This window comes from Cellulomonas sp. EB106-03-03-XG116 (assembly GCF_058792015.1).
The window spans coordinates 118,772-130,976 of sequence record NZ_JBYTEP010000006.1 but is presented as its reverse complement, the minus strand read 5'-3'; the positions used below and the strand labels follow the sequence as shown (position 1 = coordinate 130,976).

10 protein-coding genes, 2 tRNA genes and 1 pseudogene are annotated in these 12,205 nt (G+C 72.5%); 11 read left to right on the top strand and 2 right to left on the bottom strand.

The genetic code is table 11. The annotated features are described in order from the left end of the window. Positions 1–165 precede the first annotated feature (165 nt). From gnd to AC3WUG_RS04700, 9 genes and pseudogenes are all read left to right on the top strand, one after another. A pseudogene (gene gnd, locus AC3WUG_RS04740) lies at positions 166–1,101 on the top strand (phosphogluconate dehydrogenase (NAD(+)-dependent, decarboxylating)); the annotation flags it as partial. 10 nt (positions 1,102–1,111) lie between these two features. Continuing rightward, complete coding sequence (recF, locus tag AC3WUG_RS04735; RefSeq protein ID WP_158371022.1) at positions 1,112–2,374, top strand: DNA replication/repair protein RecF; 1,263 nt, start codon at positions 1,112–1,114, stop codon at positions 2,372–2,374. Between the two features lie 4 nt (positions 2,375–2,378). Further along, the gene (locus tag AC3WUG_RS04730) at positions 2,379–2,990 is read left to right on the top strand and encodes a DciA family protein (RefSeq protein WP_492326593.1); all 612 of its coding nucleotides are present in this window, start codon (positions 2,379–2,381) and stop codon (positions 2,988–2,990) included. Between the two features lie 277 nt (positions 2,991–3,267). Next, positions 3,268–5,268 carry a DNA topoisomerase (ATP-hydrolyzing) subunit B gene (gyrB, locus tag AC3WUG_RS04725; protein WP_262348061.1) on the top strand — a complete coding sequence of 667 codons (2,001 nt, stop codon included), beginning with the start codon at positions 3,268–3,270 and terminating at the stop codon, positions 5,266–5,268. A gap of 72 nt (positions 5,269–5,340) precedes the next feature. Continuing rightward, positions 5,341–7,956 carry a DNA gyrase subunit A gene (gene gyrA / locus AC3WUG_RS04720; RefSeq protein ID WP_492326592.1) on the top strand — a complete coding sequence of 872 codons (2,616 nt, stop codon included), beginning with the start codon at positions 5,341–5,343 and terminating at the stop codon, positions 7,954–7,956. Next, positions 7,953–8,687, top strand: a complete 735-nt coding sequence (locus AC3WUG_RS04715) for a DUF3566 domain-containing protein (protein ID WP_492326591.1) — start codon at positions 7,953–7,955, stop codon at positions 8,685–8,687. The genes gyrA and AC3WUG_RS04715 overlap by 4 nt, the downstream gene beginning before the upstream one ends. Positions 8,688–8,756: 69 nt before the next feature. Continuing rightward, positions 8,757–8,830: transfer RNA gene (locus tag AC3WUG_RS04710), tRNA-Ile, on the top strand. A gap of 25 nt (positions 8,831–8,855) precedes the next feature. After that, positions 8,856–8,975, top strand: a complete 120-nt coding sequence (locus tag AC3WUG_RS04705; protein ID WP_210417409.1) for a DLW-39 family protein — start codon at positions 8,856–8,858, stop codon at positions 8,973–8,975. Between the two features lie 71 nt (positions 8,976–9,046). Further along, positions 9,047–9,122 (top strand) — tRNA-Ala (locus AC3WUG_RS04700). A gap of 61 nt (positions 9,123–9,183) precedes the next feature. Here AC3WUG_RS04700 and AC3WUG_RS04695 read toward each other — a convergent pair. Then, a complete protein-coding gene (locus AC3WUG_RS04695) occupies positions 9,184–10,104 on the bottom strand; it encodes a hypothetical protein (protein ID WP_492326590.1) in 921 nt (306 codons plus the stop codon). Positions 10,105–10,253: 149 nt separating this feature from the next. Between AC3WUG_RS04695 and AC3WUG_RS04690 the strand changes: the two genes are divergently transcribed. Together AC3WUG_RS04690 and AC3WUG_RS04685 are read left to right on the top strand one after the other, a co-directional pair. Then, positions 10,254–10,796: a peptidylprolyl isomerase gene (locus AC3WUG_RS04690; RefSeq protein WP_324844808.1), complete on the top strand. Its 543-nt coding sequence runs from the start codon at positions 10,254–10,256 to the stop codon at positions 10,794–10,796. Between the two features lie 163 nt (positions 10,797–10,959). After that, entirely contained in the window at positions 10,960–11,655 is a 696-nt protein-coding gene (locus AC3WUG_RS04685) for a rhomboid family intramembrane serine protease (RefSeq protein WP_492326589.1), read from the top strand. Positions 11,656–11,911: 256 nt separating this feature from the next. Here the strand turns inward: AC3WUG_RS04685 and AC3WUG_RS04680 are convergent, their stop codons facing one another. Further along, positions 11,912–12,160 (bottom strand): cell division protein CrgA, encoded by a 249-nt coding sequence (locus tag AC3WUG_RS04680; protein WP_492326588.1) that lies wholly within the window; start codon positions 12,158–12,160, stop codon positions 11,912–11,914. Positions 12,161–12,205 lie beyond the last annotated feature (45 nt).

Here is a 12,205-nt window from a genome sequence, read left to right as displayed (position 1 = left end):
CCGGCCGAGAGGGCGCGCCCGGCCGGGCCGGGCCCGCACCGGGTGTGACCTGCGAGACGAGCCCACCGGTCGTCAGCACCCTCGTCGCCGCAGGAGAATGGCGGGCGACAAGGACGCCGCGGGACGCGAAGCCGTCCCGGCGGCGGTCGGGCGAGGAGAGGTGGAGCGATGCGGATCGGCCTGGTGGGTCTGGGCAGGATGGGCGCGAACATGCGCGACCGGATGCGGAACGCGGGGATCGAGGTCACCGGGTACGACCGGAACCCCGAGGTCTCCGACGTCGCGTCGCTGGCCGAGCTCGTCGAGGCGCTGCCCGCCGGCGAGCGCGTCGTGTGGGTCATGGTGCCCGCGGGCGCCGTCACGCACTCCGTGATCGAGGAGCTCGGCGGCCTGCTGGCCGAGGGCGACCTGGTCATCGACGGCGGCAACTCGTACTTCGGCGACGACAAGGGCCACGCCGAGCAGCTCGGCGCCAAGGGCATCCACTTCGTCGACGTCGGCGTGTCCGGCGGCGTCTGGGGCCTGGCGAACGGCTACGGCCTCATGGTCGGCGGCGACGCCGCGCAGGTCGAGCGCGTCATGCCGGTGTTCGACGCGCTGCGCCCGGAGGGCCCCCGCGAGGAGGGCTTCGTGCACGCCGGCGCGGTCGGCGCGGGTCACTACGCCAAGATGGTGCACAACGGCATCGAGTACGGCCTCATGCAGGCGTACGCCGAGGGCTACGAGCTGCTGGCCGCCAAGGACATCGTCACCGACGTCGCCGGCACCATGAAGGCCTGGCAGCGCGGCACGGTCGTCCGCTCCTGGCTGCTGGAGCTCCTGGTCAAGGCGCTCGAGGAGGACCAGCAGTTCGAGGCGATCGACGACTGGGTCGCCGACTCGGGCGAGGGCCGGTGGACCGTGGACGAGGCGATCGAGGCCGCCGTGCCGCTGCCGGTCATCACGGCCGCGCTGTTCGCCCGGTTCCAGTCCCGCCAGGAGCAGTCCCCCGCGATGAAGGCGGTCGCGGCGCTGCGCCAGCAGTTCGGCGGGCACGCGGTGAAGGCCGCGGGCGCCCCCATCTCCGGCGACGCCCCGTCCGGCGTGCGCTCGGAGGGCTGACGCCCCGCCGATGTACGTCTCGCACCTGTCCCTGACGGACTTCCGGTCGTACCACCAGGTCGATCTCACCTTCGAGCCCGGGATCACCGCGCTCGTCGGGCCGAACGGGCAGGGCAAGACCAACCTCGTCGAGGCGATCGGCTACGTCTCGACGTTCAGCAGCCACCGCGTGCCGACCGACGCCCCGCTCGTGCGAGCCGGGGCGTCGGCGGCCGTGGTGCGCTCGCGCATCGTGCGCGCGCAGGACGACGGATCCGAGCGCGCGCTGGTCATCGAGGCGCAGCTCGGCTCCGGCCGGTCGAACCGCGTGAAGCTCAACGGCGCCCCGTCCCGGGCCCGCGACGTGGTGGGCGCGCTGCGCTCGGTGCTGTTCGCGCCCGAGGACCTGGCGCTCGTCAAGGGCGACCCGGACGGGCGCCGGCGGTTCGTCGACGAGCTGGCGGTGCAGGTGACGCCCCGGCTCGCGGGCGTGTTCTCCGAGTACGACCGGGTCGTGAAGCAGCGCACCGCCCTGCTCAAGTCCGCAGCCGGTTTCCGGGGGTCCCGGTCGAACCTCGACCTGAGCACGCTCGACGTCTGGGATGCCAAGCTCGCGGAGCTCGGGGCGCACGTCATCGTCGCCCGGCAGGCCGTGGTCGCCGCGCTCGACCCCTACGTCGGCGACGCGTACGAGCGGGTGAGCGACGGCCAGGGCGCGGCGCAGGTCGGCTACCGGTCCTCGCTCGCCGCGGCCCTGGCGGGCGCGGACGCCGAGCGTGACACGCTGCCGCCCGCCGCCGGGCCGGCCCAGCCCGGTGCCGACTCCGCCACCCCCGCCCGCGCCGTCGAGGCGCAGATGCTCGAGGCGCTCGCGCGGGTCCGGCCCAAGGAGCTCGAGCGCGGCGTGTGCCTGGTCGGCCCGCACCGCGACGACCTGGTGCTCACGCTCGGCGACCTGCCCGCGAAGGGGTACGCGAGCCACGGCGAGTCCTGGTCCGTCGCGCTCGCGCTGCGGCTCGCCTCCTACGAGCTGCTCACGAACGGCCCGCAGGCGGGCACCACCGAGGACGCCGCGCAGCTGTGGGTCGCGGACTCCGGGCCCGACGGCGAGCCGGTGCTCATGCTGGACGACGTGTTCGCCGAGCTCGACGCGAAGCGGCGCGAGCGGCTGGCCGAGATGGTGGCCGGCGCGCGGCAGGTGTTCGTCACGGCGGCGGTCCCGGGCGACGTGCCCGAGCGGCTGGCCGGCTCGCGCTACGACGTGCTGGCGTCGGAGGTCGCCCGTGTCGCCTGACGACGTGACCTCCCCCGGGGGCGCCGCCGAGGGCGCGACCCCGGGCCGGCCCGCGGTCGGCGACGCCGACGACGCCCCGTCGTTCGACCCGGCCGTCCCCGTGTCCGAGCAGCTCGACGTCACGCCGGCCGCGCAGATGGCCCGGCTGTCCCTGGCGCGGTTCCGGTCGGTCGCCCGGTCGAAGGGCTACCGCCCGGGCCAGGCGCCCCGCGCGCGGTCGCCGCTCTCCCCCGCCGAGCTCGGCGGCGCCGGCGTGCACCCCCGCGACCCCCTGACCGTGTCCGCGACGATGGCCTCGCTGTTCCGGGACCGCGGCTGGGTGCAGGAGGTGTCGGTCGGCGGGGTCGTCGGCCGGTGGCGCGAGGTCGTCGGGGACCAGATCGCCGACCACTGCACGCCGGAGACCTTCACCGAGGGGGTGCTGGTGGTCCGGACCGACTCCTCGGCGTGGGCGCAGCAGCTCAAGATGCTGGCGCCGCAGCTCGTGCGGCGGATGGCCGAGGACGTGGGCGAGGGCGTCGTGAAGGACGTCCGGGTGCTCGGTCCGCAGGGCCCGGGGTTCGGCAAGGGCCGCCGCTCCGTCAAGGGCCGCGGGCCCCGGGACACCTGGGGCTGACGGGACGGCGCCCGTCCCCCACGACGACGCGGCGGAGCGCGTCCACAGGCAGGGCGGTTCGCAGGGGTTTCCGGCGCGGGGCCGGGTACACTGGGAATCGACATCTCTGGCGCGTCTGCGCCGGTCCAGGACGCACGATCTCCGTCGTCGTGGAGTGATCCGCCCTCCCGCGCGGAGGACGGCCGCCTCCGCCGCGTGTGAGAACTGAGGAGCACCACCGCCCGTGGCTGACCAGAGCCCCTCCACCGGACCTTCCTCCGCCGCACCCGGGGGGACGGTGAACGGGACTCCCGCCTACGACGCGTCCGCGATCACCGTCCTCGAGGGCCTCGAGGCCGTCCGCAAGCGTCCCGGCATGTACATCGGCTCCACCGGCGAGCGCGGCCTGCACCACCTCGTGTACGAGGTCGTCGACAACTCCGTGGACGAGGCCCTCGCCGGCTACTGCGACCACATCGAGGTCACGCTGCTGGCCGACGGCGGCGTCCGCGTCGTCGACAACGGCCGCGGCATCCCGGTCGCGATCCACCCCACCGAGGGCCGGCCCACCGTCGAGGTCGTCATGACGATCCTGCACGCGGGCGGCAAGTTCGGCGGCGGCGGCTACGCCGTGTCCGGCGGCCTGCACGGCGTCGGCATCTCCGTGGTGAACGCGCTCTCCACGAAGGTGCAGACCGTCGTCAAGCGCGACGGGTTCACCTGGGAGCAGGACTTCGCGGACGGCGGCAAGCCGAACGGCGAGCTCCGCAAGGGCGAGGCCACCGAGGAGACCGGCACCTCGCAGACGTTCTGGGCCGACCCCAGCATCTTCGAGACCGTCGAGTTCGACTTCGAGACGCTGCGCTCCCGGTTCCAGCAGATGGCGTTCCTCAACAAGGGCCTGCAGATCTCGCTGACCGACGAGCGCCCGCAGCACGGTGACACCGAGGACGAGGTCGCCGGCGACGACACCCCCGCCACGGACGCGCACGCGGCCCGCACCGTCACCTACAAGTACGACGGCGGCCTCGTCGACTACGTGAAGCACCTGAACTCGGCCAAGAAGGTCGACCTCGTGCACCCCGACGTCATCGACTTCGAGGCCGAGGACACCGAGCGCAAGATCTCGGTCGAGGTCGCGATGCAGTGGACCAGCGCCTACTCGGAGTCGGTGCACACCTACGCGAACACCATCTCCACCACCGAGGGCGGCACGCACGAGGAGGGCTTCCGCGCGGCGATGACCTCCCTGGTCAACCGGTACGCGCGCGACAAGGGCATCCTCAAGGAGAAGGACGACAACCTCACGGGCGACGACATCCGCGAGGGCCTCACCGCCGTCGTGTCGATCAAGCTCGGCGAGCCGCAGTTCGAGGGCCAGACCAAGACCAAGCTGGGCAACACCGAGGCCAAGACCTTCGTGCAGCGCGTGGTCAACGAGCAGTTCGGCGACTGGCTCGACTCGCACCCGAACGAGGCCAGGGACGTCATCCGTAAGGCCATCCAGGCGTCCCAGGCGCGGCTCGCGGCCCGCAAGGCCCGCGAGGCCACCCGCCGCAAGGGCCTGCTCGAGTCCAACTCGATGCCCGGCAAGCTCAAGGACTGCCAGTCCAACAACCCGGCCGAGTGCGAGATCTTCATCGTCGAGGGCGACTCCGCCGGCGGCTCGGCCGTCCGCGGCCGGAACCCGCAGACCCAGGCGATCCTCCCGCTGCGCGGCAAGATCCTCAACGTCGAGCGGGCGCGCCTCGACCGCGCGCTCGGCAACGCCGAGGTCCAGGCGCTGATCACCGCGTTCGGCACCGGCATCGGCGAGGACTTCGACCTGTCCAAGCTGCGGTACCACAAGATCGTGCTCATGGCCGACGCCGACGTCGACGGCCAGCACATCCGGACGCTCCTGCTCACGCTGCTCTACCGGTACATGCCGGAGCTCATCCTCAAGGGCCACGTCTACATGGCGCAGCCCCCGCTGTTCCGCATCAAGTGGTCGAACGCGCCGCACGACTACGTGTACTCCGACCGCGAGCGGGACGCCGTGCTGGCCGACGGCCAGGCCAACGGCAAGCGGATCCCGAAGGACAACGGCATCCAGCGGTACAAGGGTCTCGGCGAGATGGACTACTCGGAGCTGTGGGAGACCACCATGGCGCCGGAGCACCGCACGCTGCTGCAGGTCACCCTCGACGAGGCGGCCGCGGCGGACGAGATCTTCTCGGTGCTCATGGGCGAGGACGTCGAGTCCCGCCGCTCGTTCATCCAGCGCAACGCGCGCGACGTGCGGTTCCTGGACATCTGACCGCGCCCGACCCTCCGCACGACCCCGGCGCACGCCGCGCGCCGGGTCCGTCCCACCGAAGGACCCTGACCTGTGACTGAGCTGACCGGCGACAACATCGAGCACGGCCGCATCGACCAGGTGGACCTGCAGCTCGAGATGCAGCGGTCCTACCTGGACTACGCGATGGCCGTCATCGTGGGCCGCGCGCTCCCGGACGTCCGCGACGGCCTCAAGCCGGTGCACCGCCGCGTCCTGTACGCCATGTACGACGGCGGCTACCGGCCCGACCGGCAGTTCTCCAAGTGCTCCCGCGTCGTCGGCGACGTCATGGGCAAGTACCACCCGCACGGCGACACGGCCATCTACGACGCCCTGGTCCGCCTGGTCCAGGACTGGTCGCTGCGGTACCCGCTGGTCGCCGGCCAGGGCAACTTCGGCTCCCCCGGCGACGACCCCGCCGCCGCCCCGCGGTACACCGAGTGCAAGATGGCGCCGCTGGCCATGGAGATGGTCCGGGACATCGACGAGGACACCGTCGACTTCCAGGACAACTACGACGGCCGCACCCAGGAGCCGTCGATCCTGCCGTCGCGGTTCCCGAACCTGCTGGTCAACGGCTCCGCCGGCATCGCCGTCGGCATGGCGACCAACATCCCGCCGCACAACCTGCGCGAGGTCGCCGAGGGCGTCCGCTGGCACCTGGACAACCCCGAGGCGTCGAAGGAGGAGCTGCTCGCCGCGCTGCTCACCCGCGTGAAGGGCCCCGACTTCCCCACCGGTGCCACGATCCTCGGCCACCGGGGCATCGAGGAGGCGTACCGGACCGGCCGCGGCTCGATCACGATGCGCGCCGTCGTCGAGGTCGAGGAGATCCAGGGCCGGATCTGCCTCGTCGTCACCGAGCTGCCGTACCAGGTCAACCCGGACACCCTGGCCAAGAAGATCGCCGACCTGGTCCGCGAGAACCGCGTCCAGGGCATCGCGGACATCCGCGACGAGACCTCGGGCCGCACCGGCCAGCGCCTGGTCATCGTGCTCAAGCGCGACGCCGTCGCCAAGGTCGTGCTGAACAACCTGTACAAGCACACCCAGCTGCAGGACACGTTCGGCGCCAACATGCTCGCGCTCGTCGACGGCGTGCCCCGCACGCTCAGCCTGGACGCGTTCATCCGGCACTGGACGACCCACCAGCTCGACGTCATCGTCCGGCGGACGAGCTTCCGGCTGCGCAAGGCCGAGGAGCAGATCCACATCTACCGCGGCTACCTCAAGGCGCTGGACGCGCTCGACGAGGTCATCGCGCTCATCCGCCGCTCCCCCGACGCCGACGAGGCGCGCTCGGGCCTGATGGCGCTCCTGGACATCGACGAGGTCCAGGCCAACGCGATCCTCACCCTGCAGCTGCGCCGGCTGGCCGCCCTGGAGCGCCAGCGCATCCTCGACGAGTACGCCAAGCTCGAGCAGGAGATCCTCGGCTACCGGGCCATCCTCGAGTCCCCCGAGCGCCAGCGCGGCATCGTCCGCGAGGAGATGGACGAGATCGTCGACAAGTACGGCGACGAGCGCCGCACGACGATCCTGCCCTTCGACGGCGAGGTGTCGGTCGAGGACCTCATCGCCGAGGAGGAGATGGTCGTCACCATCACCCGCGGCGGCTACGCCAAGCGGACCCGCTCGGACAACTACCGGGCCCAGCGCCGCGGCGGCAAGGGCGTGCGCGGCGCGCAGCTGCGCGAGGACGACATCGTCGACCACTTCTTCGTGACGACGACGCACCACTGGCTGCTGTTCTTCACCAACCTCGGCCGCGTCTACCGCGCCAAGGCGTACGAGCTGCCCGAGGGCGGCCGCGACGCCAAGGGCCAGCACGTCGCGAACCTGCTGGCGTTCCAGCCCGGGGAGAAGATCGCCCAGGTCCTGGACCTGCGGGACTACGACCAGGCCGAGTTCCTGGTGCTCGCCACCAAGCGCGGGCTGGTCAAGAAGACCCGCCTGGCGGAGTACGACTCCAACCGGTCCGGCGGCGTCATCGCGATCAACCTGCGCGAGGACGAGGACGGCCAGCCGGACGAGCTCGTCTCGGCCCGCATCGTCGACTCGGTGAACGACCTGATCCTGGTGTCCCGCAAGGGCCAGTCGCTGCGGTTCACCGCGACCGACGAGGCGCTGCGGCCGATGGGCCGGGCGACCTCCGGCGTCACCGGGATGAAGTTCCGCGCCGACGACGAGCTGCTCGCGATGGACGTCGTCCGCGAGGAGGCGTTCCTGTTCACGGTGACCCAGGGCGGCATCGCGAAGCGCACCGCGCTCACCGTGGAGAACTACCGGGTCCAGGGCCGCGGCGGCCTCGGCATCAAGGTCGCCAACCTGCCCGAGGCGAACGGCGACCTGGTCGGCGCCCTGGTCACGGACGCGGACGACGAGGTGCTGGTCATCATGGAGCGCGGCAAGATCGTCCGCTCGGCGACCTCCGAGGTGAACGCCACGGGCCGCACGACCCAGGGCGTCATCTTCGCCAAGCCCGACAACGGGGACCGGATCATCGCGGTCGCACGGAACATCGAGCGTCACCTCGGTGACGAGGCGGGTACCGTGGGTGAGTCGGGCGAGCCGGACGTGACCACGTCCGCGGCCCTCGAGGACACCAGCGCCACCACAGCTCCGGACGCCCCGGTGGCTGACGAGACCTCCGAGGAGGACGCGTGACCGACACGCCTCCGTCGATCCCGCCCCGCAAGGGCGACGCCGGCGACAAGCCGTCCGGCCGCACCGCCACCGAGCAGGCCGAGCGGGCGACCGCCCCGGCCGCGAAGAAGGCGCCGGCCGCGGCGTCCCCCGCGGCCAAGGGCCCGGCGACCAAGGCCACGCCGGCCTCCGCCCCGGGCGGCTCCGGCCGCACGTCCGCCGCCGCGGCGACGACCACCACGCAGGAGCCGGTCCGGCCGGCCGCGGCGGGCGCGTCGTCCTCCTCAGGCGCGGCACCGGCGGCCGCCGCGGGCGCCTCCACGGCGAAGGCCGGGTCCGGCACCTCGACCGCCGGCGCGCGGCCCTCCGGGACCTCCGCGCTCGGCGGTTCCGGCCCGCGCCGGGTGCGGCTCGCGGTCTCGCGGGTCGACCCCTGGTCGGTCATGAAGCTGTCGTTCCTCATGTCCGTCGCGATCGGCATCATGATCGTCGTCGCGACCGCCGTCGTGTGGATCACGCTCGACTCGCTGCACGTGTTCGCGACGATCAACGACCTCGTCACCGAGATCCTCGCCGACTCGAACATCGACCTCATGCAGTACGTCGAGTTCGACCGCGTGCTGTCGATCGCCACCCTGGTCGCGGTCGTGGACATCTTCCTGATCACGGCGCTCGCGACCATCGGCGCGTTCCTGTACAACATCACCGCCGCGCTGGTCGGTGGCGTGCACGTCACGATGACGGACGAGTGACCCCCGGTTTGGGCGGGACGCCCCGGCTGGGGTAGTCTCGTCCGGCACGCCAGCACGCTGGCGTGCGGAGGGCCTATAGCTCAGACGGTTAGAGCGCTTCCCTGATAAGGAAGAGGTCAGAGGTTCAAGTCCTCTTAGGCCCACTCCCGAAGCCCCGTGGAGGAATCCATGAAGAAGCTGCTGCTCCTCGCGGCGGTCGCCGCCGCGGGTTACGTCCTCTGGACGCGGTACGCCGCCGAGCGCGACGACCGCGACCTGTGGGCCGAGGTCACCGACTCGGTCGAGTAGACCCCCGCTCCGCACCTCCGCCGCCTGCTGCGCGGCCGGAACCCAGGCCGTCCGCACGCGGGCGGTCGCACGGGGCCATGGCGCAATTGGTAGCGCACCTGCTTTGCAAGCAGGGGGTTAGGGGTTCGAGTCCCCTTGGCTCCACCACGCACGAGAGCGGCCCGGCACCCCGAGGGGTGCCGGGCCGCTCTGCGTCGTCCGGGGCCGCTCAGGCGCCCGTGGCGCCCTCGTCGGTGCCCTCGGTCGCCGTGTCCGGCTTCTTCGGCGCCGCGCGGCGCGGGGTCGCCTTCTTGGCGGCCTCGGTGACCTTCTCGGTGGCGTCGGCGACGCGCTCCTCGGCGGCCTCGCGGACCTCCGCGACGCGCTCGGCGGCCTTGTGGGTCGCCTCGCGGCCGCGCGCCACGGCCTCGCCGGCGGCCTGGCCGACGGCGTCGGCGGCGTCGCCCGCGCGGGCGCGGAGCTGGTCGGCGGCGGGGGCCTCGGGCTCCCACGGCTCGGCCCACGGGTCGGTGGTGGTCCGCGAACGGGTCCAGGCGAACACCGCGGCACCGGCGCCGAGGATCGTGGCGAACAGGAAGAAGCGCTTGGCGCCCTTGTGCTGCTTCTTGTCCGCCTTCTTGGCGGCGGCGGCCGCGGCGGCGGCAGCGGCCGCGGCGCGCGCCTTCTTCTTGCCCGCCTCCTTGTCCGCCACGTGCTCGACGGCGGAGCCGGCGCGCTCGGCGGCGTCGTTGACGGCCTGCACGAGCTTGGGCAGCAGGTCGTCGACCAGCTTGTCGTGCGCGGTGTCGATGACGGGGCTCGCCTTGACGGCCGCCTTCTCCACGCGCGGGGCTGCGGCCTTGACGCTCTCCTTGTACAGGTGGTCGATCCGCGGGATCAGCCACTCGATCGCCGCCTCCACCCGGGGCTGCGTCCACTCGAGGGCCTGGCCGGCGGCGCCCTTGGCGGCGACCGCCGCCTCGCCCGCCTGCACCTTCGCGGTCGCGGCCAGCTTGCCCGCGCTGTCGGCGGCCTTGCTGCTCGCGTCGGCGAGGGCGGCGCCGACGTCGGCGGCCTGGCCCTTCAGGCGCTCGGACGTCAGGTGGTCGGTGACGGTCTCGATCTTGCTCCGTCGGGTCAGGAACGCCATGTCCACACTCTCCTGCTCGGGCTGGTCAGGTGGCTCCCCACTCTGCCACCGTCCGGCCTCCCGCGCAGGTGGCGGCGCTGTGTTCGTCCGGGGAGAACACCGGTTCCTCACCCGGCCGACCCACACGTCCGCGTGACAGGATGGCGGGCATGCACGCGACCCTGCACACGAACCGTGGCGACATCCGCCTGGAGCTCTTCGAGAACCACGCCCCGAAGACCGTGGAGAACTTCCGCGGCCTCGCGACCGGTGAGAAGGAGTGGACCGACCCGGCGACGGGCGAGCCCCGCACCGGCGCCCCGCTGTACGACGGCGTCATCTTCCACCGCGTCATCGACGGCTTCATGATCCAGGGCGGCGACCCGCTCGGGCGTGGGACCGGCGGCCCCGGCTACACCTTCGACGACGAGATCCACCCCGAGCTGCGGTTCTCCGAGCCGTACCTGCTCGCGATGGCGAACGCGGGCCTCCGCCGCGACCCGATCACGGGCCAGGTGGGCGGCACGAACGGCTCGCAGTTCTTCATCACCGTGACCGAGACGCCGCACCTCAACGGCAAGCACACGATCTTCGGCAAGGTCGTCGACGCGGAGAGCCGCGCCGTCGTGGACGCGATCGCCACCACCCGTACCCGCCCGGGCGACCGCCCGGTCGAGGACGTGGTGATCGAGTCGGTCTCGTTCGAGTCCTGACGCGTCGATGACCCAACCGCAGCCGGGCCCTGCGCCCACTCCCGCTCCCGTCTGCCCGCGGCACCCCGACCGCATCGCCTACGTGCGGTGCCAGCGGTGCGGCCGGCCGACCTGCCCGGAGTGCCAGCGCCCGGCTGCGGTGGGCATCCAGTGCGTCGACTGCGTGCGCGACGCGCAGCGTCAGCAGCGGCCCGCGCGGACCGCGTTCGGCGGCCGGGTCACCGGCGGCCGCCCGGTCGTCACGCTCACGCTGATCGGCCTGTGCGTGCTGAGCTACGTGCTCCAGGTGACCACCCCGCGGTGGACCCAGGACCTCGCCTTCGCCCCGTTCATCGGGGAGACCGAGCCGTGGCGGTTCCTCACCGCGGCGTTCCTGCACTCGACGGGGAACATCGCGCACATCGCGTTCAACATGATCGCGCTGTGGTCGGTCGGCCCGTTCCTCGAGGCCTCGCTCGGCCGCTGGCGGTACCTCGCGCTGTACCTGCTGAGCGCGGTCGGCGGCTCGGTGATGTTCCTGCTGCTCGCGACCCCGGACACCCAGAGCTGGTACACCGGGCTGGTCGGCGCCTCGGGCGCCGTGTTCGGCCTGTTCGGGGCGGTCCTGGTCGTCCTGCGCCGCGTGGGGAGGTCGGCGGGCGGCATCGTCGCCGTCATCGCGATCAACGCGGTGCTCGGCTTCGTCCTGCCCGGCGTGGCCTGGCAGGCGCACCTCGGCGGTCTGGTGGTGGGTGCCGCTCTGGGCGCCGCCTTCGCCTACGCGCCGCGGGAACGGCGGACGCTCGTCGCCGCCGGGTCGTGCGCGGCGGTCGCCGTGCTGCTCGTGGGGGCCGCCCTGGTGACCTACGCGGGCGTCTGACGGAGGTCCCCAGCGTTCCTCACAGGTGTGGAATTACACCGGTGTAGTTATCCACAGGGTTGTGCACCGTTGGGGACGGGGCCCCCGATCGTGCCGATCCGCCGCGGATTCACCGGGGGACGGGCTGGGGACAACCGGCGCCGGCCTGGGGACAACGGCCCGGGCCGCGCGCAAGCACGCCGTCCGTATGCGCGTGACGGCGCGTGCGGGCGCCGGGCCGGGCGACGTCCTCGTCGGCCCGGCCACGACGGCCCGGTCACTTCCAGCGGGTGGCCATCCCGAGGCCGACCAGCGCGAACGCGAAGCCGATCGCGAGGTTCCACGACCCGATCCCGGGGATCGGGAAGTCGAAGTTCGTCAGGTACGTGACGACGATCCACAGCAGACCGACGAGCAGCAGGCCACCGAGCACGGGCACGAACCACGGCGGGTTGACCGTGGGGCCGGACGAGCGCTCGGTGGGCGCGGTGTAGTGCGACTTCTGCCGCGTCCTGGACTTGGGCACGGGATGCTCCTGACGTCGACCGTCTTGCTCGGCGGATCCGGCCCG